This is a genomic window from Pseudarthrobacter niigatensis, from assembly GCF_030812615.1.
In the GTDB taxonomy this organism is placed as follows: domain Bacteria; phylum Actinomycetota; class Actinomycetes; order Actinomycetales; family Micrococcaceae; genus Arthrobacter; species Arthrobacter niigatensis.
The window spans coordinates 156387-175035 of sequence record NZ_JAUSTB010000005.1 but is presented as its reverse complement, the minus strand read 5'-3'; the positions used below and the strand labels follow the sequence as shown (position 1 = coordinate 175035).

Sequence of the window (18649 nt, the reverse complement as noted above, 5' to 3'; positions counted from 1 at the left end):
CCCGAACAGAAAGGAAAGTCAGTGAAAAAGTGGTATCGGTGGCAGGACTATGTAGCGGTCGCCGCCGGACTCTTCACCGCGGTGGCGGTCCTGTTCACGCGGCAGCAAAACATGTCCACCACCTTGATGCTCGCCTTCGGCGGCCTCCTGGTGGTCAGCGGAATCATCAACCTGGCAATGCCGGGAACTCCGGCCATGGAATACGTGCAGGCCGTCCTCGCAGCAGGACTGGTCCTCTCGCCATGGCTCGGGACATACACGGGCGCAACGGGTGCGGCCTGGACGTCATGGATCGCAGGGGCAGTGGCACTGGTGGTAACAGCGGTGGCCATTAAGCCCAGCACCGACCTCCGCCACACCTACCGCGTCTCGCATTAGCAGGAGGAGACCGCCATGGCTGAGGTGCTGCGCTGCGGAGTGGGATCCGTGGCCGTTCCCGCAGCACCGGAGGCCATGGCGGACTCCGCCCGCGGGCAACTTTAGACAGACCAAACCACACACGACGGGTGACGGCGATGGTGTCATTCCATGACAGGTCCGACGCCGGGCGGCGGCTGGGAAAACGGCTCGCCGGCCTGCGGGGACCGGATGTGGTGGTGCTGGGCCTGCCCAGGGGCGGCGTCCCTGTTGCGTTTGAGGTAGCCAAAGCCCTGGAGGCGCCGCTGGACGTGATTGTGGTGCGGAAACTGGGGGTTCCCTTCCAGCCGGAGGTGGCCATGGGCGCCATCGGGGAGGGTAACGTCCGCGTCCTGGACCCGCGCACCATCTCCATGGCCCGCGTCTCCCAGGAGGACCTGCAGCAGGTGGAGCGCCGGGAGCGCGCCCTGCTGGACAGCAGGGTGGCGCGGTTCCGCCAGGGCCGGCGCCGCCTCGACCTCGCCGGCCGTACGGTGGTCATCGTCGACGACGGAATCGCCACCGGGTCAACTGCCAGGGCGGCCTGCCACGTGGCACGGCAACTCGGCGCCGCAAAAGTCATCCTCGCAGTTCCGGTTGCCCCCGCCCGCGCCATTGTGGAGCTCAAGGAACCGGACGACGTTGTCTGCCTGCTCTCACCCCAGGACTTCCAGGCCGTGGGGTACTACTACCGTGACTTTTCGCCCACCGAGGACGGCGAGGTGGTGCAGTTCCTGGACGCCGCTGCCGCTCCGGAGCATCCCGGCGACGGGTATGTGGGAGACGGCAGCCTGGAGGACGACGTCGAAATCCCCGACGGGATGGTGGTGCTGCGCGGCAGCCTCTACCTGCCGGCCCGGTGCGACGGCACGGTCCTGTTCGCGCACGGCAGCGGCAGCAGCAGGCACAGCCCCCGCAACCGCTTCGTTGCCGCCGTGCTGCACGCCGCCGGCCTGGGGACACTGCTGCTGGACCTGCTGACCCCCGAGGAGGAGGTCAACCGGGCCAACGTGTTCGACATAAGCCTGCTGGCACGCCGCCTTTCCGCCGCCACGCATTGGCTGGAGGCGCGGCATGACGGATCCGCCGGCCGGATCGGCTACTTCGGGGCCAGCACCGGTGCGGGTGCTGCCCTGTGGGCCGCCGCCGAGCCCGGCGCCCACGTTGCCGCCGTGGTGTCCCGCGGCGGCCGGCCGGACCTGGCAGGTCCCCGGCTTGCGGCGGTCAAAGCCCCCACCCTGCTGATCGTCGGCGGCGCCGATACCCAGGTGCTGGCCCTCAACCGGCAGGCCATGGCGGGCATGCAGGCCCCCACCCGGCTGGAGATCGTCCCGGGCGCCACGCACCTCTTCGAGGAACCCGGCACCCTCGCCATGGCAGCAACCCTGGCGGCGGACTGGTTCCGGCATTACCTCCTGCCCTCGCCGGTCGGCCGGTCCGCGCCGGAGGCCAGGGAATGAACGTTTCCGCCGGCGGCCAGGTCGCCGCCGCCATCGCCAAAGATGTGGCCGCCCTCAGGGTCCGGCCCAACATGCTGGATTACGACGCCGCCCGGCGGGACTTCAGCTGGGAACAGGCACGGCAGGCGCTGGCCGGTCTGCCCGGTGGCCGCGGCGTCAACATCGCCTACGAGGCCGTGGACCGGCACGTGGCGGAAGGCCGGGGCGCCAAGGAGGCGCTGCGGTTCGTGATGGCCGACGGCGGCACCAAGTCCCTGAGCTACGGGGACCTTGCGCACGGGTCCGCAAGGTTCGCCGCCGTCCTCAGGACGCTCGAGGTGGGGCGCGGCGAGCGGGTCTTTTCGCTGCTGGGACGCAGCCCGGACCTGTACACCGCAGTGCTGGGCACGTTCAAGAACGGCAGCGTCTTTTGCCCGCTCTTTTCCGCCTTTGGTCCCGAACCGGTCCGGCAGCGGCTGCACCTGGGGGCAGGGCGGGTGCTGGTGACCACCAGGGCGCTGTACCGCAGGAAGGTTGCACCGGTGCGGGACACCCTGCCGGCGCTCCGGCACGTGCTGCTGGTGGACGCTAACGGCACTCCCGAACCCGGGACCCTGGACCTCACAGCACTCCTGGCCCAGGTTGACCCCAGCGGGGAGATCGCAGCCACGCAGCCGGAGGACATGGCCCTGCTGCACTTCACCAGCGGCACCACGGGCACACCGAAAGGTGCCATCCACGTCCATGACGCCGTGGCAGCCCACTACGCCACCGGCCGCTTCGCCCTGGACCTGCACCCGGACGATATCTATTGGTGCACCGCCGATCCGGGCTGGGTGACAGGTACGTCGTACGGCATCATCGCGCCGCTGGTGCACGGGGTCACCGCCATCGTGGACCAGGAGGAACTGGACGCCGACCGCTGGTACCGGATCCTCGCGGAGCAGCACGTGACGGTCTGGTACACGGCCCCCACCGCCCTGCGGATGCTCATGAAAGCCGGTGCGGAGCGCGCGGCCGGCCATGACCTGTCCGCGCTGCGCTTCATCGCCAGTGTGGGGGAGCCGCTGAACCCGGAGGCGGTGGTGTGGGGGCGGGACGTGCTCGGCCTGCCGGTGCACGATAACTGGTGGCAGACCGAAACCGGCGGAATCATGATCGCCAACTACGCCGCCATGGACATCCGGCCCGGGTCCATGGGCCGCCCGCTGCCCGGCATCGAGGCCGCCCTGGTGGCCCGCGACGCCGACGGCAAGGCCATCCTGAAGGACGGCCAGGCGGTCCTGGTCACCGAGCCGGACGCCATGGGCGAGCTGGCGCTCCGTCCCGGCTGGCCGTCGATGTTCCGCGGCTACCTGAACGAGGACGAACGCTACCGGCGCTGCTTCGCCGGCGGCTGGTACCTCACGGGCGACCTGGCAAAACGCGACGGCGACGGCTACTTCTGGTTCGTGGGCCGCGGTGACGACGTCATCAAATCCTCCGGCCACCTGATCGGCCCGTTCGAGGTGGAGAGCTGCCTCATGGAGCACCCGGCCGTGGCCGAGGCCGGCGTGATCGGCGTACCGGACCCGGTGGCCGGCGAGGTGGTCAAGGCCTTTGTGGAACTCAAAACCGGCAACCGGCCCACCGAGGAGCTCCAACTGGAGATCATCGGGTTCGCGCGGAAACGGTTGGGCGCCGCCGTGGCGCCCAGGCTGCTGGACTTCACCACCTCCCTGCCCAAGACGCGCAGCGGCAAAATCCTCCGCCGGCTGCTTAAAGCCCGCGAACTCGGCCTGCCGGAAGGCGATACCTCAACGCTTGAATCCCCGGCAGGGCCCGCCGTCCTGCAGAAGGACCAGCCATGACCAGCCTCAAGGGACAGGGCGTCGCGGACGCGGAGCATGCACTGCACCTGCTCCGGCAGATGCTGCGGGTGCGCCGGCTCGAAGAGAAATGCATCGAGTTGTACAGTGCCGCCAAGATCCGCGGCTTCCTGCACGTCTACATCGGCGAGGAGGCCGTGGCCGCAGGTGTGATGCAAACCCTGGCGCCTGAGGACGCAGTGGTGGCCACCTACCGCGAACACGGGCACGCCCTCCTCCGCGGCGTCTCGGCCGGTGCCATCCTCGCCGAAATGTACGGCCACGCCGAAGGATGCTGCCGGGGCCGCGGCGGGTCCATGCACCTCTTCGACGCCGCCACCCGCTTCTACGGCGGAAACGCGATCGTGGCCGGCGGGCTGCCCCTCGCCGTCGGCCTGGCGCTCGCGGACCGGATGGCCGGCCGCCAGCAGGTGACCGTCTGCTTCTTCGGCGAAGGCGCCGTGGCTGAAGGCGAGTTCCACGAAAGCATGAACCTGGCCGCCTTGTGGCAGCTGCCGGTGCTGTTCTGCTGCGAAAACAACCTGTACGCCATGGGAACCGCGCTGCGCCGCTCCGAATCCCAGACCGACATCGCGCTCAAGGCCGCCGGGTACGAGATCCCCGCCTGGGCAGTGGACGGCATGGATGTGCTCGCCGTGGAGGAAGCCGCCCGGCGGGCCGTGGAGGCGGTGCGGTCCGGCGGCGGCCCGCACTTCCTGGAGCTGCGCACCTACCGGTTCCGGGCCCACTCCATGTTCGATCCGGAGCTGTACCGGGAGAAATCCGAGGTGGCCCAGTGGATGGAACGGGACCCCATCAGCCTGCTGCAGGGTGCCATGCAGGCGGCGGGTCAGCTGGCGGAGAAGGACTGGACCGCCCTGCAGGCGGACGTGGACGCAGAGATCAGCACCGCCGTCGGATTCGCCGAGAACGGGACGCCGGAGCCGGTGTCCGAGCTCAGCCGGTTTGTCTACAGCGACCGGCCGGATGACGGCAGTGCGGGCAGCGGCGCGGGCCCGGGCCAGGGGGAGACGACTGGGAAAGGCGGGGCTGCAGGATGAAAACCACGTACCGGGAAGCCATGCGCGCGGCCCTCCGCGACGCCATGCAGCGCGATGACCGGGTGTTCCTCATGGGCGAGGACGTGGGCCGGTACGGCGGCAGCTTCGCCGTGAGCCTGGGCCTGCTGGAGGAATTCGGGCCGGAACGAATCCGCGACACGCCCCTGTCCGAGTCCGGTTTCGTCGGCGCCGGGATCGGCGCCGCCCTGGGCGGGATGCGTCCCGTCGTCGAAATCATGACCGTCAACTTCAGCCTGCTGGCGCTGGACCAGATCATCAACAACGCCGCCACCCTGCTGCACATGTCCGGAGGCCAGTTCAATGTGCCCATCGTGATCCGGATGACCACCGGCGCCGGCCGCCAGCTCGGCGCCCAGCACTCCCACAGCCTGGAGGGCTGGTACGCCCACATTCCCGGGCTGCGGATCCTCGCCCCCGCCACACTCGCGGACGCCCGCGGCATGCTGTGGACCGCGCTGCAGGACCCGGACCCGGTGCTGATCTTCGAGCACGGCTCGCTGTACAACGTGGCGGGGGAGCTCGACGACGGCGCCGGCGCCGTGGACATCGACAAGGCAGCGGTCCTCCGGCACGGGGACGGCCTGACCCTCATCACCTACGGCGGCACGCTGCCCATGGTGCTGGAGGCCGCCGACCAGCTGGCCGGTGAGGACATCGACGCGGACGTCATCGACCTGCGCACCCTCCGCCCGCTCGATGCCCACACCATCGTGGACAGCGTGGCCAGGACGCACCGGGCCGTGGTGGTGGACGAAGGCTGGCGCAGCGGCAGCATCTCCGCCGAGATCGCGGCCCGGATCTGTGAGCAGGCCTTCTTCGACCTCGACGCGCCCGTGGAACGGGTGTGCAGCCTGGAGGTGCCGGTCCCGTACGCCAAGCACCTGGAGCAGGCGGCGCTGCCAACCGTGGAGCGGGTCATGGCCGCCGCGCGAAGGGCCGTGGGGGCCAATGGCTGACTTCCGGATGCCGTCCCTGGGCGCGGACATGGAGCACGGCAAGGTGGTGGAGTGGCTGGTCAAACCCGGGGACTACGTCCACAAGGGCGATATCGTGGCGGCCGTGGACACGGACAAAACAGTCATGGATATCGAATCGTTCGAGGAAGGCGTGGTGGCCGAGTTCCTGGTGGACCTCGGCGACACGGTGGACGTGGGCACCCCGATCGCCCGGATCACGGCCACCCCCGCCGAACTTCCGGCCGCCCCAACCCCGCCCGCCCCATCCCCAAAGGCCGCCCCGCCCGTGCGCCACCTGGCGCACACACTCGGGGTCGACGTCGGACGCCTCAGCGGGAGCGGTGCCGGCGGTGAGGTGACACGGGAGGACGTCGAACGCGCCGCGGCAGCGCCCGGCGCCGGCCCCGGGCCTGCCCCCGCCGTGGCGGCGGAAGCGCCCGCGGAGCCGGCGGAGGACACGGCCCACCGGGTGCGGTCCTCACCGCTGGCCCGGCGGCTCGCGGTGGAACTCGGCGTCCGCCTGGCAGACATCGCGGGAACGGGCCCCGGCGGTGCGGTGACGGAAGAGGATGTGCTGGCCGCGGTCCCGCCCAGGGAACGGGCACCCCAGGGCACCCGCGCGGACAAGCCGGCGGCAGCACCGCCGTCGGCCGTTCCAGCGACGGAACCGGCCACGCCGGAACGGCAGGCTGCGGCGCCACCCGCGCCCCAGCCACAGCAGTCGCCCCAGCACGGCAGGAAGGACACCGGCGGCAAGGCCGAGAGCCTGCGGCAGGCGATCGGCGCCCTGATGTCCCGGTCCAAGAAGGAAATCCCGCATTACTACCTCTCCACCACCCTGGACCTGGCGGCGGCCATGGCGTGGATGCAGGCAGCAAACCAGCAGCGCCCGGTCTCGTCCCGGCTGGTGCCCTCGGCCCTGCTGCTGAAAGCCACCGCGCTCGCGGTCAAGGAGGTGCCGGACATGAACGGGTTCTTCACCAAGGGCGCCTTCCAGGCCAGCAGCGGCGTGCACCTGGGCGTGGCAGTCGCCCTGCGGCACGGCGGCCTGGTGGCCCCGGCCCTGCACGACGCCGACACCTTGTCGCTCGATCAGCTCATGGACCAGCTGCGCGACCTGGTGGGCCGGGCCCGGGCCGGCCGGCTGCAGCGCGCGGAGATGGCCGACCCCACCATCACCGTGACCAATTTGGGGGACCTCGGCGTCGAGAGCGTGTACGGCGTGATTTATCCGCCGCAGGTGGCCATGGTGGGGTTCGGCAAGGTGATGGAACAGCCGTGGGCGCACAACGGGATGCTGGGCATCCGGCACGCGGCGATTGCCACGTTGTCAGCGGACCACCGGGTGAGCGACGGCCTGCGCGGCGGGCGGTTCCTGGCCCGCATTGACGAGTTGCTGCAGAAGCCCGGGGACCTGTGAATCCGTGAGCGAGGAGGAACCGTGAACGAACAGGACGCACGCCAGGCGGTGGAGGCCGCGATCGGCAAGGTAGCCCCCGACGTCGAGCCTGGAGACCTGGACAGCGGTGCCCGCCTGCGCCAGGACCTGGAACTGGACTCGCTGGATTTTCTCCGCCTGGTGGAAGTCATTGCGGAATCCACGGGCGTGGATATCCCGGAGGCGGACTACCCGGAGGTGGCCACGGTGGGCGGACTGGTCCTGTATTTGGCGGGCCACGGATAGGGCTGACATGAAGCCCCGGAGGCCGCGGCGCCGGCTTCGCCGGTTGGGCATCACGGCACTGGTTGTCCTGGTGCTGCTCATGGCCTCTGCGTTGGCCAACGTGGCCCTGGAGTCGCGGGAGAAGGCCACCACCCCGTCCTACGGGGAGCGGATCGCGGTGGCAGGGGGTTCGCTGAACGTGGTCCGGAACGGGAGCGGGGCCGGCCGCCAGGGTCCGCCCATCGTCCTGCTCAGCGGCCTGGGAACTGCCGCCCCGGGCCTCGACTTTGCCCCGCTGATGCGCGAACTGAACGACTTCGACGTCTTGGTGGTGGAAGGCTTCGGTTACGGCTACAGCGACCTGGAGGCCAAGGCCCGGACCAACGAGAACATCAGCAACGAACTCCACGAGGCCCTGTCAAAGCTCCAGCTCCGCCGGCCTTACGTCCTTGCCGGCCACTCCATCGCCGGGTTTTACCTGCTGGACTACGCCAACCGGTACCGCCCGGAGGTGGCCGCGGTGGTGGGCATTGACGCCACCATCCCCAAGCCCGGAGACCACCCGGTGGCGGAACCGGAGCCCGGCATCAACTGGGTGAAGCTCCTGGCCGCCACGGGGCTGGTCCGCGTGGCTGCCGCGGTGGCTCCGGGGATCTTCGATCCGGACAGCCATGCCTATTCGGATGAAGAGCTGCAACGGATGCGCAGCATGATGCTGTGGAACCTCGGCAATCCGGCGGTGGCGGATGAAACCGGGCGAATCGGCAACAACGCGGCGGCGCTTCGGGGTGCCACCTACCCGGAGGACCTGCCCGTGCTGGCCTTCATCGCCGATGAAGGGGACGGCAGGGCGGCCGCGAAAACGGCTGCAGCGGAGGAACTCCTCAAGAACGTCACACTGCACCAGGTGCTGCCCCTGCCGGGCGGCCATTACCTGCACTGGACGCAGGCCGGGCGGATGGCGGAAGAGATCCGGCGGTTCCTGGCCCCGGCCGACCTGTACTACCCCATGACGTGGTCGTTCCCGCGCATCCGGACGGCCACCACGACGCCGGAGGCGGCTGTGAGCACCGCGACGGCGGCGATGGCTGCGGGGATGCCGTAAAGATCTGCCAGGACGCCTGACAGGAGGGCACCCACGGCGAAGCCACCGTCGCGCCACAACCGGTAGACGCCCACGGAGCGGGCCCGCCAGGCCGGGTGGGCGACGTCCCCAATGGCGGCAAGCAGCGTGGGGTAGACCAGGGCGGTGCCCAGGCCCAGGACGACGGCGGCGGCGAGCCAGGGCCCGAAGCTGTGGGCGGACGCGGTGATGCCCAGGGCCACGGCCTGGACCAGCATGCCGGCCGTGATGAACCATTTGCGGCCCCAACGGTCCGACGCGGCGCCGGTGGCCAGTTGCGCGGCACCCCAGGCGGCAGGGTAGGCGGCGGCGAGGATGCCGATCTGGCCAAGGTCCAGCCCGGCACCGGCGAACAGGACGGGGAAGAGGCCCCAGGCCAAGCCGTCGTTGAGGTTGTTGACCAGGCCCGCCTGGCTTGATGCCGAGAGGGAGCGGTCTTTGAAACTGGTAAGGGTGAACACTTGGCCGGTGGTGAGGCCGGCATGGGCGCTGCCGGAGGCGGCAGTGTGCTGGACGGCCTCGGTCTTGGCGTGGTGGTGGGTTTCCCTGACGGCCAGGACGGTCAGTCCCAGGCCGAGGGCGATATAGGCCGCACCGAGCAGGAACGGGGCGGGGCGGAGGCCATAGGCGGTGGCCAGGTAGCCGGTGGCCAGCGCAGTGGCGGCGACCCCCAGGTAGCCGGCGGCCTCGTTGAACCCCATGGCCAATCCGCGTTGCCGGGGGCCCACCAGGTCCATCTTCATGATCACCGCGGTGGACCAGGTCAGTCCCTGGCTGATGCCCAGCAGGACGTTGGCCGCCACGATCCAGGCCCAGGACGGGCCGACGATCAGCATGAGCGGCACCGGAACCGCCGCCAGCCAGCCGGCGACAAGGACCGGCTTGCGGCCATACCGGTCCGAGAGGGTGCCGGCGAAGTAGTTCATCGCGGCCTTGGACAGGCCAAAGGCCAGGATGTACGTCAGTGCCCCTGTGTAGAGGTCCAGGTGGAACTCCTGGGAGGCCAGCAGGGGCAGAACGGTGCGTTCCTGGCCCAGGGTGCCGCCCACCAGTCCGTTTACAGCCACGAGCAGCATGAACTGGGCCAGGTTCCGCCGCAGGCCAAGTACAGGCCCGGCCGAACCGGTTGCGGGAAGTGTCCTGCCTTGCATTAGCTGTTCCATTCCATGCGGGGTCATCGGTGGGGACATGAAAGTGGCCCGGGCGTGTGGGGGCACGCCCGGGCCGGGCCCGGATACGCGGGGGACGCACCGGACTGGAGCCCGGGCAGGAGGGGGGTCCTGCCCGGGCGGTCTGTGGGTGTCCTGGGTCAGACGGCGGGGACGCTGTTCTGCCAGGCGTTCCAGGCGGCGTAGCTGCCATCGAGTTCGACGACGTCGTACCCGGCGCGGCGCAGGGCGCTGGCGGCTACGGAGTTCCGGACGCCGGACTGGCAGTAGGAGACGATGGTGCCGCCGGCCGGCAGCTCGTCGAGGTGCCACATGAGGCGGCCGCCGCTGAGCTGGTAGGAACCCGGGACGTGCCCGGCCTTGTGCTCGGTCTTGTTGCGGACATCGAGCACCATGGCGGACTCGAAACCCTCGAGTTCCTCGGGCTGGATCAGCTTGGGGGTGAAGGTGGGCAAGCCCTCGATGCTGGTGAGGTAGCCGGCCACGTTGTCGATGCCCACGCGGACCAGGTGGTCCCACATGTCCTGGGCCTGGTCCTGGCCGTTGGCCAGGAGCACCAGCGGGTTCTTATCGGTCTCCGGGTTGACCACCCACGCACCGTAGCTGGCCACGGACTTGCCGGCCGGTACGTTCAGGGACCGGACCACGGTGCCCTGGTGGACTTCGCCGTTGGAGCGGGTGTCGATGAAGGTCAGGGTGTCCTCTGCCAGGCCTGCGGCAACGATCTCCGTGGACAGCTCGGGCAGGGGAGTGCGCTCGCCCATGACGGCCGGGCCTTCCCGGTTTTCGCGCTTCATGCGGGCGAAGTAGGCGTGTGCATCGGGCTGGCCGTCGAGGAGCTCGTTGATGAAGCCCTGCTCGTCGTTTGCCGCCAGGTAGGGGCCCCACCAGGCGTAGAGGCGCTCGTAGCCCACCGTCGAGGAAGGGATGGCGCCCAGGGCCTTGCCGCAGGCGCTGCCGGCGCCGTGGGCGGGGTGGACCTGGACGTAGTCCGGGAGGGTGAGGAACTTGTCGCGGAGGCTGGCGAAGAGCTGCTTGGCGCCTTCGAAGCGGGTGTCCACGCCGCCGGCTGCCTCGTCCAGCAGGTCCGGCCGGCCCAGGTCGCCGGAGAACACGAAGTCGCCGGAGAGCAGGTAGCCCGGCTTGTCGCTGAACGCGCCGTCGGTCACCAGGAAGGACAGGTGCTCCGGGGTGTGCCCGGGGGTGTGGACCGCCTTGATGCTGATGTTGCCCAGGGTGATGGTGTCGCCGTCGTAAAGCCGTTCGCCGTCGAATTCGTACTGCCAGTCGGGGCCGCCCTCGCCGGAAACGTAGATCTTGGCGCCGGTGGCCGCGGCCAGTTCGCGGGTGCCGGAGAGGTAGTCGGCGTGGATGTGGGTCTCGGTGACGGCCACGATCTTCATGCCGTTCTTCGCAGCCAGGTCCTGGTACACGGCGATGTCGCGGCGGCCGTCCACCACGATCGCTTCGCCCTTGGCCTGGCAGCCGATCAGGTAGCTGGCCTGGGCGAGGTCTTCGTCGTAAATGCGCTCGATAAGCATCTGGTGCTCTCCTTCAGTTGAAAGGGGATTGGGAGTTGTTCTGAATTCAGTATAGATACCCCCGGGGGTATCCTGCCAGTGCACTGCGGCCTATGCGGAGGTCCTGCGGAAGAGCCTTGGCAGCAGGCGTTTGAGGCTTGGTGCTGCGTTCTTTTGTGCGGGTGGGGGAGGGTCTGTGGGGGTGTGGTTGTAGATGACGGGGCGGCCTGCCCGGTACCACTCGGTGATCCCGCCGGCCACATTGACCGCGGTGTGTCCGCGGTCCGTGAGGAGGCGTGCAGCCTGGCTGCTGCGTTTCCCGGAGCCGCACATCAGGTGGAGTGTGGTGTTGGGCAGGTCCGCGAGCCGGGAGGCCAGCTCGTCCAGGGGAATGTTCAGGCTCCCTGGGACATGCGCGGTGGCATGCTCCTCCCGGCTGCGGACGTCCACCAGCGTGGCCTGGGGCCACACCAGGGCAAGCTGGTCCGCCGTGACGGTGCGGAACGCCCACGGGTCCGTCATGGTTCTCAGGCGTGCTGGTGGCCGGCCTCGGCGCGGAGCTTGTCCATGTCCAGGTTCTTCACGGCCTGGATGACTTCCTCCAGGCCGGTGGCGTTGAGCGCTCCGGGCTGGGAGAAGACCAGCGTCTTGTCCTTGAAGGCCATCAGGGTGGGGATCGAGGTGATGTTCGCTGCCGCGGCGAGCGCCTGTTCGGCCTCGGTGTCCACCTTGGCGAAAGTGATGTCCGGGTGCCGTTCGGCGGCGGCGCCGTACGTGGGGGCGAACATGCGGCAGGGGCCGCACCAGGCTGCCCAGAAGTCAACGAAGACGATGTCCTTGTCCTCCAGGGTCTGGGCGAAGGATTGCTCGGTGATGTCGATGGTTGCCATGATCTGTCGTGTCCTTTCGGGCGGAGTTTGCTGGTTAGGTGGTGGGGAGTCCGGCGCGGGTCCAGGCGGTCATGCCGCCGGCCATGGTGTCGGCTTTGTAGCCGGCGCCGTTGAGGGCGTCGGCGACGGCGGCGCTGCGGTTGCCGCTGCGGCAGACGGCGATCACGGGCACGGTGGGATCGAGTTCGCCCAGGCGGGCCTGCAGTTGGCCCATGGGGATGTGCAGGGCGCCGGGAATCATGCCCTCGGCGACTTCGAAGTCCTCGCGGACGTCGAGGATCCGGGCGGTGGAGCGGCGCTCTTCGGCTTCGGTGATGGTGATTTCAGCCATGGTGGTTCTCCTTTGAAGTGGTTGGTGGCTGGGAGCTGGTGGGGTGTTGCTAGCGGACGGGTTCGCCGGCCTGGCGCCAGGCGGCCATGCCGCCGCGCACCGAGTAGGCGTCGTATCCTTTGGCGGCCAGGAGCCGGGCTGCGGAGGCGGAGCGGACGCCGGAGGCGCAGACGGCAATTACCGGCCGGGTCTTCTGGATGCCGGCAGTGCTGGTCTGCAGCCGGTCCAGGGGGACGTGCTTGGCCTGCGGCGCCCGGCCGGTCCGCCATTCCTGGGCAGACCTGACGTCGATGAGCGTGGCCCCGGAACCCAGGAGTTCCTTTGCCTGTGCCACGGAAATCGTTTTGTAGGGCTTGCTGAAGGCCTTCTTGAGGGAATCAATCAGTCCCATGGTGTTCTCCTCTGTGGAGGGGTCAGGCGGTGACCGTGCCGGCGGTGACCCACGCCGCGACGGCGAAGATGAGTACCGCGAACGAGATGCGGATGTGTTTGTCGTGCAGGTGCCGGGCGAACCTGGCGGCCACCACCGATCCCACGATCGCCGGGATGGCGAACGCCAGGGTGGTGGACCAGTCGATGGTGTAGCCGGCGGCGTGGGCGCTGAACCCGGCAGCCGAGTTGACCACGATGATGGCCAGGGATGTTCCCACGGCCTGCTTCATGCGCAGGCCCAGGAAGATGGTCAGTGCGGGGGTGATGAGGAAGCCGCCGCCCACGCCCAGCAGTCCGGTGAGGAACCCGACCAGCAGGCCCACACCCACGGCCTTCGGGGCGCAGGACCGGAAGGCCCGGTTCGGTCCGGTGCTGCAGGATCCCTCGCTTTCGCGGGGCTTGCTGAGCATCCGGATGCCGGCGGCCACCATGATCACGGCGAAAGCCAGCATCAGGATGTTCGGGTCCAGCAGCTTGCCCACGGCCGCGCCGGCCCAGGCTGCCGGGATGCCGGCACCCCCCACCAGGGCGATCACGGGCCAGTTCAGTCCTTCCCGGAACCGGGGGAGCAGGGCTGCCAGCGAGGAGATTCCCACCACCAGCAGGGAGGTGGGAATGGCCTGGGCGGGGCTCATGCCCACGCCGTACACCAGGGCCGGAACGGCAATGATGGACCCGCCGCCGCCAACTACGCCCAGTACGACGCCGACGACGAGCCCCAGACCCAGGGCCGGGATCATGCCGCTGCGCCCTCTTCAGCCGACTGCACGGGAAGCTGCAGGATGGCGCTTTCGCGGGTGGGCTCCTTGGCTGCCTTGTTCCAGGGCATGGCCGAGAGGGCCTTGCCCATGGCGCAGGTGTTGGTCGCGGCCGAGAAGGTCAGTCCTGTGCCGATGGCACCGGCCAGCATGCGCACCTTGGGAGAGACGAACTTGCCGCCGGCCAGGCCCAGCACCACCAGGGAGCCGGCGGCCAGGCGGACCTGGCGCTCCAGGTCCCAGCGGTCCTTGCCCTTGACCACGTCGCCGCCCGCGGCGGCGAATCCGGGAACCCCGCCGGTGAGGACGTAAGCGGTGTCAAGGCCGACAGTGGCCATGCGCTGGCGGGCCTGCTCGGCGCGGACGCCGGACTGGCAGACCAGGACTACCCGCGAACCCAGCCGGGCGGCGAGTTCGTCGGTGTGCTCGGAGAGCAGGGGAAGCGGCACGTTGTAGGAGCCGCGGATGTGCATGGACTCGAATTCAGCGGCCGAGCGAACATCGATCACCACGAGGTCCTGGTGTTCCTTAATCCAGGACTTGAGGGCCTCAGGGGCGAGTGCGGTAACGGCTGTTGCTTTGGAAGGGGGCGTCATGGGTGGCCTCTCGGAAGGGGTCGGGTGGATACCCCACCGAGTATTACAGATACCCCCGGGGGTAGTCAAAACACCCATGGGGGTATATAGTTGAACGCAAGCCCCTTACCGATGGAGACCCCGTTATGGAACTGAACCCCACAGAGCTCACGCCCGTGATCAACCGCCTCAAGCGGGCACAGGGCCAGCTTGCCGCCGTCACCCGGATGCTCGAGGAAGGCCGCGACTGCAAGGACGTCGTCACCCAGCTGGCGGCCGTGTCCAAGGCCCTTGACCGCGCCGGCTTCGCCATCATCGCCACGGGTCTTGAGCAGTGCATCGTCCAGAAGGACGAAACCATGGACCGGAAGGACCTGGAGAAGCTCTTCCTCTCGCTGGCCTGACCTGGCCCCGCACCGCAACCGACCGCCCGGCAATTTTCAAGGAGCATCATGACCTACACCCTGGCCACCACTGTTTCCCTTCCCTGGGCGGAGGCGCTGGAGCGCACCCGCGAAGCCCTTGCCGCGCAGGGGTTCGGGATCCTGACCGAAATCAACATCCGGTCCACCTTCGAAGCCAAGCTCGGCGCCGACGCCGCGGACGCCGTCGGCGATTACGTCATCCTCGGCGCCTGCAACCCAGCCCTTGCCAGCCGCGCCCTGGCCGCCGAGCCGGAGATGGGTGCCCTGCTGCCCTGCAACGTGGTGGTGCGCCGGAACAGCGCGGCAGAGTCCACCACGGTCGAAGCGATCGATCCGCAGACAATGGTGCAGCTCAGCAGCGCGCCTTCGGTGAAGGACGTGGCGGACGACGCCGGCACGCGCCTTCGGAAGGCCCTGGCCAGCCTGGGCCAGGCGGACGGGTAGCGAAGGGGGAGACCATGCCGGAACCGCTTGTCATCGTCTTTGACGTCAACGAGACACTCTCGGACATGGGCCCGCTCGCGGACGCCTTTGAGCAGGCCGGTGCGCAGCGGGAACTGGCCAGGCTCTGGTTCGCAACGCTGCTGCGGGACGGTTTCGCCCTCGCCGCCAGCGGCGACAACCGGGCCTTTGCCGCCATTGGCGCCGACGCCCTCCGCGCCCTGCTGGAAGCCGAACGGGTTTCCGGGGACCTGGACGCCGCCGTCGAACGCGTCATGGCCGCAATGCAGGACCTCTCCCTCCACCCGGATATCCCCGACGGTGTACGCGCCCTGGCCGCGGCCGGGCACCGGCTGGTAACCCTGACCAACGGTGCGGCCGCCAACACGGACAAGTTGCTCGTGGCCGCGGATATCCGGGACAACTTCGAGCTGCTGCTCTCCGTGGCGGACGCAGCCGCGTGGAAGCCCGCCAAGGCCGCGTACCACTATGCGGCAGCTGCCACCGGGGCGGACCCTTCCGGGATGCTGCTGGTCGCCGTCCACCCCTGGGACATCCACGGGGCAGCCCGGGCCGGACTGCGGACCGCCTGGATCAACCGGACGGGCTCCCGGTACCCCTCCTACTTCCAGGAGTCGGACATCGTCGTCGCGGCCCTGACCGAACTGCCGGACGCCCTCGCCGCTGCCCTGTAAGACCCGGCCGCCCGTGGTGGCCGGCGGTGCGGAAGAACCTGTAGTCTCTGTTCACGGCGATGGATCCCGCCGGAAGGCCCGCGCAGGTGCGCGGTCTTCGAACCGCCGCCTGGCTGATGGTTCCTGCCTTTGCTGATCCGAAGGTAGGTGGCCCGTGCCCGCAGCCGGCCCAGTCTTCCTGCCCCGGCCCGACCAGGAGAGCCCATGACTGAGCCCGAGAAACCACAAGACCCCGCCGGCGCCGTGCCCTACGTCCCCCGGAAGATCAGCGGTCCGGTGCTCATGGGCGTGGTGCCCGGCCAGCCGCTCGCAGTCGCCCACCGTGCCGCCGAACTGGCGTTCAGCCTGGGCGTGAAACTTGTCTGTGCCTACGTGGACGTCACCACGTACCTGGCGGAAGAGCCCGACGGCAGGGTGGAAGCCCGCCCCATCGACCCGGACGGGATCGATGACGACATCGAAGGGATCAGCGCCTCCATTGCCGGTGACCTCCGCGAAGCTTTGGGCGCCAGCGGGATCGACTGGTCCTTCCTGACCCTGGCGGGGGACCCGGCCCGGGCACTCGGACGGCTGGCCGAATCCACTGATGCCTCCGTCATCGTGGTGGGCACCCGGGAACGCGGGCTCGGCGCGCGGTTCGAGGAACTGCTGGTGGGATCCGTTGCCGTGCACCTGACCCACCGCCAGCACCGGCCCGTCCTGGTGGTCCCGCTGGCCCCGCATTCCAGGCGCCAGCCGAAGGCGGGACGCTGATGGAGCAACCTGTCCCCAGGACCGAAGCGCAGGACGCAGCAGACCTGGGAACCCTGGGCGGGGCGCGCGTCCACCGGCCGGTCCACCTGCACCCCGGGTTTGTCCTGGTGGTCATCATCGGCGGAATCCTCGGCGCGCTGGCCCGCTACGGGGTAAGCGGCGTCCTGCCCGCACCCGGCGGCTGGCCGCTTCCCACCCTGGCCATCAACCTGGCCGGGGCGTTCCTGCTCGGCGCCTTGCTGGAGGCACTGGTCCGCCGGGGGCCCGACGCCGGCCGGCTGAGGCTGGTCCGGCTGCTGGTGGGCACCGGGTTCATGGGCGCCTTCACCACCTACAGCACCCTGGCCGTGGAAGCCACCACCCTGGTCAATACCGGCCGCAGTGCCGACGCCGTCCTCTACGTCGGCGCCTCCGTGGTGGCCGGCGCGGTGGCAACCGTCGCGGGCATCCGCCTCGCAGCAGCCCAGCACGCCCGCACCACCCGCCGGCCTGGGCCGGCCGCCGCGAAGGAAGGACGCCGGTGAGCCCCGTGACCATCATCCTGCTGGGACTTGCGGGCGGCCTCGGAGCCGCCACCCGCTTCGTGGTGGACGGGCTGGTGCGCACCAAAATCAGGACCGCGCTGCCGGTTGGCACTATCGCCATCAACGTCACGGGATCGTTCCTGCTGGGCCTCCTCGCCGGCGCCGTGATCGTGCACGCGGCCCCGCCCGAGCTGCAGGCCATCGCCGGCACGGGGTTCCTAGGCGGCTACACCACCTTCAGCACGGCCAGCTTCGAAACAGTCCGCCTGGTCCAGTCCCGCCGCACCGGGCTGGCACTCCTCAACGCCGTGGGCACCGCGGTGGCCGCGGTGGGCGCCGCGGCCGGCGGCTTCGCCCTCGCGGGCCTGCTCTGACGGCACCGGATGCAGCGCACCCACGCCGGCTAGGAAATCCCGGCGGGAACCTTCCGCAGCCCGGCGCGGTGCAGGCGCTCCAGCTGGACCACGTCGCGGGTAAAGGACACGGCGAGCAAACCGAGGGCCAGCGCGGGAACCAGGCCCGCGGCCAGGGTAGGGACGCCCGGGAGCAGCGCAATGAGCAGCGCAAACGGCTGGAACGCCCCGATGGCCTTGCGGGACGCGCTGGCCGGCAGCACCGCGCGAAGCTGCGGCCGGAGCAAGCCTGCGGCCACGAAGGCGTAATACATGGCACCGATGGCCAGCGTCCACGGGCCGGCCACGGAAGCGGCTCCGACGGACAGCACCAGCACCAGGGCGGCGTCGGTGGCGGAATCGAACCGCGCTCCGGCGGCCGAGGAGGTTCCGGTGCGCCGCGCCACCACGCCGTCCAGCCCGTCAAGGAGGAACGCCGCGGCGCCCAGGAGGGGCAGGAGCAGGTCGGTGCGGCGGCCCGTGAATAACTGCGGAACCGCCAGCACCGCGCACAGGGCCACCAGGATGGCGCGCAGCAGGGTCACCCGGTCCGCCGGCGTCGAGAAGCGCGGGATCCGCCGCAGCACCGAGCCGACGGCGGCCCCCGTCACCACTGCTCCCGCGCACAGGCCGGCCAGTTGGAGGAGCAGTCCGGACGGGGACACGGACGTCAGCACCAGGGCCGAGAACACGTACCCCGAAACGGCCCCGAAGGCGTCCGGCACCGCCCGCTCAGCCCCGCTCATCGCCCACCTCCCCTCGCATGCTAACAACGGCCGGGGTGGTGGTCACCGCCGGAAGCGCCGGGACCGGACTCCTGCGCCGGCGTCGGACGTTCTCCTGCGGCGGCCGCGGACCAGGCCGGCAAGCGCCAGCAGGGCCCCGGCTCCCTCGGCAACAGCGCTGAGGGATTTGGAGAAGAACCAGACGGGGTCGTACATGGCCGGGATCGGTCCGATGGCAGGGATGTCAACGTACCGGTACAGCACGACGGCGGCGAACGCGCTGAGGGCCACCACCAGGGCCACGCCATAGGCAGCCCTGCTGCCGCGGACCAGGACGTAAACGCCGGCCACCAGCGCGGCCGCCGCTTCGAGCAGGAACAAGGTGCCCTGGCTGACGGTGCCCGGCTGCGTGTTCTGGTAGCCCGGGGCCAGGAACAGGTGCACGCCGGCATCGATGAACAGCGCCAGGGCGGTCAGTAATCGTAGAGCCACGCTTATGTATACGCCCGAAGT

General features: G+C 69.7%; 24 protein-coding genes and 1 riboswitch. Of the genes, 14 read left to right on the top strand and 10 right to left on the bottom strand.

Translation table 11 applies throughout. The features are described 5' to 3' along the window. The first annotated feature begins 21 nt into the window (after nt 1–21). The 8 genes from J2T23_RS09700 to J2T23_RS09665 all read left to right on the top strand — a co-directional run bounded on the left by J2T23_RS09700 (nt 22) and on the right by J2T23_RS09665 (nt 8488). A complete protein-coding gene (locus J2T23_RS09700) occupies nt 22–378 on the top strand; it encodes an SPW repeat domain-containing protein (protein ID WP_141182342.1) in 357 nt (118 codons plus the stop codon). 137 nt (nt 379–515) lie between these two features. Further along, entirely contained in the window at nt 516–1856 is a 1341-nt protein-coding gene (locus tag J2T23_RS09695; RefSeq protein ID WP_307359737.1) for a phosphoribosyltransferase family protein, read from the top strand. Further along, nucleotides 1853–3685 (top strand): acetate--CoA ligase, encoded by a 1833-nt coding sequence (gene acsA / locus J2T23_RS09690; RefSeq protein ID WP_307359455.1) that lies wholly within the window; start codon nt 1853–1855, stop codon nt 3683–3685. The genes J2T23_RS09695 and acsA overlap by 4 nt, the downstream gene beginning before the upstream one ends. After that, nucleotides 3682–4743 (top strand): pyruvate dehydrogenase (acetyl-transferring) E1 component subunit alpha, encoded by a 1062-nt coding sequence (gene pdhA / locus J2T23_RS09685; protein WP_307359453.1) that lies wholly within the window; start codon nt 3682–3684, stop codon nt 4741–4743. Before acsA ends, pdhA begins: the two co-directional genes overlap by 4 nt. Further along, the gene (locus J2T23_RS09680; RefSeq protein ID WP_307359451.1) at nt 4740–5720 is read left to right on the top strand and encodes an alpha-ketoacid dehydrogenase subunit beta; all 981 of its coding nucleotides are present in this window, start codon (nt 4740–4742) and stop codon (nt 5718–5720) included. Before pdhA ends, J2T23_RS09680 begins: the two co-directional genes overlap by 4 nt. Beyond that, nucleotides 5713–7140 (top strand): dihydrolipoamide acetyltransferase family protein, encoded by a 1428-nt coding sequence (locus J2T23_RS09675; protein ID WP_307359449.1) that lies wholly within the window; start codon nt 5713–5715, stop codon nt 7138–7140. Before J2T23_RS09680 ends, J2T23_RS09675 begins: the two co-directional genes overlap by 8 nt. Before the next feature lie 21 nt (nt 7141–7161). Next, the gene (locus J2T23_RS09670) at nt 7162–7404 is read left to right on the top strand and encodes an acyl carrier protein (protein WP_141159506.1); all 243 of its coding nucleotides are present in this window, start codon (nt 7162–7164) and stop codon (nt 7402–7404) included. 7 nt (nt 7405–7411) lie between these two features. Further along, complete coding sequence (locus J2T23_RS09665; RefSeq protein WP_307359447.1) at nt 7412–8488, top strand: alpha/beta fold hydrolase; 1077 nt, start codon at nt 7412–7414, stop codon at nt 8486–8488. Here the strand turns inward: J2T23_RS09665 and J2T23_RS09660 are convergent. From J2T23_RS09660 to J2T23_RS09625, 8 genes are all read right to left on the bottom strand, one after another. Next, nucleotides 8386–9657 carry an MFS transporter gene (locus J2T23_RS09660; protein ID WP_307359445.1) on the bottom strand — a complete coding sequence of 424 codons (1272 nt, stop codon included), beginning with the start codon at nt 9655–9657 and terminating at the stop codon, nt 8386–8388. The genes J2T23_RS09665 and J2T23_RS09660 overlap by 103 nt on opposite strands. A 158-nt stretch (nt 9658–9815) precedes the next feature. After that, complete coding sequence (locus J2T23_RS09655) at nt 9816–11216, bottom strand: MBL fold metallo-hydrolase (RefSeq protein ID WP_307359443.1); 1401 nt, start codon at nt 11214–11216, stop codon at nt 9816–9818. A 90-nt stretch (nt 11217–11306) separates the two neighbouring features. Next, the gene (locus J2T23_RS09650; protein ID WP_307359439.1) at nt 11307–11717 is read right to left on the bottom strand and encodes a rhodanese-like domain-containing protein; all 411 of its coding nucleotides are present in this window, start codon (nt 11715–11717) and stop codon (nt 11307–11309) included. 5 nt (nt 11718–11722) lie between these two features. Further along, a complete protein-coding gene (gene trxA / locus J2T23_RS09645) occupies nt 11723–12085 on the bottom strand; it encodes a thioredoxin (protein ID WP_141159510.1) in 363 nt (120 codons plus the stop codon). A 34-nt stretch (nt 12086–12119) separates the two neighbouring features. Next, nucleotides 12120–12416: a rhodanese-like domain-containing protein gene (locus J2T23_RS09640; RefSeq protein ID WP_307359436.1), complete on the bottom strand. Its 297-nt coding sequence runs from the start codon at nt 12414–12416 to the stop codon at nt 12120–12122. Between the two features lie 49 nt (nt 12417–12465). Then, complete coding sequence (locus J2T23_RS09635; RefSeq protein ID WP_224026918.1) at nt 12466–12807, bottom strand: rhodanese-like domain-containing protein; 342 nt, start codon at nt 12805–12807, stop codon at nt 12466–12468. Nucleotides 12808–12829: 22 nt separating this feature from the next. Continuing rightward, nucleotides 12830–13588: a sulfite exporter TauE/SafE family protein gene (locus J2T23_RS09630; protein ID WP_307359431.1), complete on the bottom strand. Its 759-nt coding sequence runs from the start codon at nt 13586–13588 to the stop codon at nt 12830–12832. Then, entirely contained in the window at nt 13585–14202 is a 618-nt protein-coding gene (locus J2T23_RS09625) for a rhodanese-like domain-containing protein (RefSeq protein WP_307359429.1), read from the bottom strand. Before J2T23_RS09625 ends, J2T23_RS09630 begins: the two co-directional genes overlap by 4 nt. Before the next feature lie 125 nt (nt 14203–14327). On the opposite strand from J2T23_RS09625, the gene J2T23_RS09620 reads away from it, so the two are divergent. The 6 genes from J2T23_RS09620 (at nt 14328) to crcB (ending at nt 17393) form a co-directional block, all read left to right on the top strand. Beyond that, entirely contained in the window at nt 14328–14585 is a 258-nt protein-coding gene (locus tag J2T23_RS09620) for a metal-sensitive transcriptional regulator (RefSeq protein ID WP_043452296.1), read from the top strand. A gap of 48 nt (nt 14586–14633) precedes the next feature. Then, nucleotides 14634–15050 (top strand): DUF302 domain-containing protein, encoded by a 417-nt coding sequence (locus J2T23_RS09615; RefSeq protein ID WP_307359426.1) that lies wholly within the window; start codon nt 14634–14636, stop codon nt 15048–15050. 14 nt (nt 15051–15064) lie between these two features. Continuing rightward, a complete protein-coding gene (locus J2T23_RS09610; RefSeq protein WP_307359423.1) occupies nt 15065–15742 on the top strand; it encodes a haloacid dehalogenase type II in 678 nt (225 codons plus the stop codon). A 46-nt stretch (nt 15743–15788) separates the two neighbouring features. Then, a riboswitch (Fluoride riboswitch) is annotated at nt 15789–15875 on the top strand. A 71-nt stretch (nt 15876–15946) separates the two neighbouring features. Next, nucleotides 15947–16495: a universal stress protein gene (locus J2T23_RS09605; RefSeq protein WP_307359420.1), complete on the top strand. Its 549-nt coding sequence runs from the start codon at nt 15947–15949 to the stop codon at nt 16493–16495. Next, nucleotides 16495–17019, top strand: coding sequence for a fluoride efflux transporter FluC (locus tag J2T23_RS09600; protein ID WP_307359418.1), 525 nt, complete (start codon nt 16495–16497; stop codon nt 17017–17019). The genes J2T23_RS09605 and J2T23_RS09600 overlap by 1 nt, the downstream gene beginning before the upstream one ends. Further along, nucleotides 17016–17393 (top strand): fluoride efflux transporter CrcB, encoded by a 378-nt coding sequence (gene crcB, locus J2T23_RS09595; protein WP_307359416.1) that lies wholly within the window; start codon nt 17016–17018, stop codon nt 17391–17393. The genes J2T23_RS09600 and crcB overlap by 4 nt, the downstream gene beginning before the upstream one ends. Nucleotides 17394–17422: 29 nt before the next feature. Here the strand turns inward: crcB and J2T23_RS09590 are convergent, their stop codons facing one another. Both J2T23_RS09590 and J2T23_RS09585 read right to left on the bottom strand, forming a co-directional pair. Further along, nucleotides 17423–18157, bottom strand: a complete 735-nt coding sequence (locus J2T23_RS09590) for a CDP-alcohol phosphatidyltransferase family protein (RefSeq protein ID WP_307359414.1) — start codon at nt 18155–18157, stop codon at nt 17423–17425. Between the two features lie 42 nt (nt 18158–18199). Then, nucleotides 18200–18628 (bottom strand): hypothetical protein, encoded by a 429-nt coding sequence (locus J2T23_RS09585; RefSeq protein ID WP_307359412.1) that lies wholly within the window; start codon nt 18626–18628, stop codon nt 18200–18202. Nucleotides 18629–18649 lie beyond the last annotated feature (21 nt).

Bases quoted from the DNA above. Each gene is read 5' to 3' on its own strand.
- J2T23_RS09695 (WP_307359737.1), top strand. From the start codon at position 516: ATGGTGTCATTCCATGACAGGTCCGACGCCGGGCGGCGGCTGGGAAAA.
- acsA (WP_307359455.1), top strand. From the start codon at position 1,853: ATGAACGTTTCCGCCGGCGGCCAGGTCGCCGCCGCCATCGCCAAAGAT.
- pdhA (WP_307359453.1), top strand. From the start codon at position 3,682: ATGACCAGCCTCAAGGGACAGGGCGTCGCGGACGCGGAGCATGCACTG.
- J2T23_RS09680 (WP_307359451.1), top strand. From the start codon at position 4,740: ATGAAAACCACGTACCGGGAAGCCATGCGCGCGGCCCTCCGCGACGCC.
- J2T23_RS09675 (WP_307359449.1), top strand. From the start codon at position 5,713: ATGGCTGACTTCCGGATGCCGTCCCTGGGCGCGGACATGGAGCACGGC.
- J2T23_RS09665 (WP_307359447.1), top strand. From the start codon at position 7,412: ATGAAGCCCCGGAGGCCGCGGCGCCGGCTTCGCCGGTTGGGCATCACG.
- J2T23_RS09660 (WP_307359445.1), bottom strand. From the start codon at position 9,657: ATGCAAGGCAGGACACTTCCCGCAACCGGTTCGGCCGGGCCTGTACTT.
- J2T23_RS09655 (WP_307359443.1), bottom strand. From the start codon at position 11,216: ATGCTTATCGAGCGCATTTACGACGAAGACCTCGCCCAGGCCAGCTAC.
- J2T23_RS09650 (WP_307359439.1), bottom strand. From the start codon at position 11,717: ATGACGGACCCGTGGGCGTTCCGCACCGTCACGGCGGACCAGCTTGCC.
- trxA (WP_141159510.1), bottom strand. From the start codon at position 12,085: ATGGCAACCATCGACATCACCGAGCAATCCTTCGCCCAGACCCTGGAG.
- J2T23_RS09640 (WP_307359436.1), bottom strand. From the start codon at position 12,416: ATGGCTGAAATCACCATCACCGAAGCCGAAGAGCGCCGCTCCACCGCC.
- J2T23_RS09635 (WP_224026918.1), bottom strand. From the start codon at position 12,807: ATGGGACTGATTGATTCCCTCAAGAAGGCCTTCAGCAAGCCCTACAAA.
- J2T23_RS09630 (WP_307359431.1), bottom strand. From the start codon at position 13,588: ATGATCCCGGCCCTGGGTCTGGGGCTCGTCGTCGGCGTCGTACTGGGC.
- J2T23_RS09625 (WP_307359429.1), bottom strand. From the start codon at position 14,202: ATGACGCCCCCTTCCAAAGCAACAGCCGTTACCGCACTCGCCCCTGAG.
- J2T23_RS09620 (WP_043452296.1), top strand. From the start codon at position 14,328: ATGGAACTGAACCCCACAGAGCTCACGCCCGTGATCAACCGCCTCAAG.
- J2T23_RS09615 (WP_307359426.1), top strand. From the start codon at position 14,634: ATGACCTACACCCTGGCCACCACTGTTTCCCTTCCCTGGGCGGAGGCG.
- J2T23_RS09610 (WP_307359423.1), top strand. From the start codon at position 15,065: ATGCCGGAACCGCTTGTCATCGTCTTTGACGTCAACGAGACACTCTCG.
- J2T23_RS09605 (WP_307359420.1), top strand. From the start codon at position 15,947: ATGACTGAGCCCGAGAAACCACAAGACCCCGCCGGCGCCGTGCCCTAC.
- J2T23_RS09600 (WP_307359418.1), top strand. From the start codon at position 16,495: ATGGAGCAACCTGTCCCCAGGACCGAAGCGCAGGACGCAGCAGACCTG.
- J2T23_RS09590 (WP_307359414.1), bottom strand. From the start codon at position 18,157: ATGAGCGGGGCTGAGCGGGCGGTGCCGGACGCCTTCGGGGCCGTTTCG.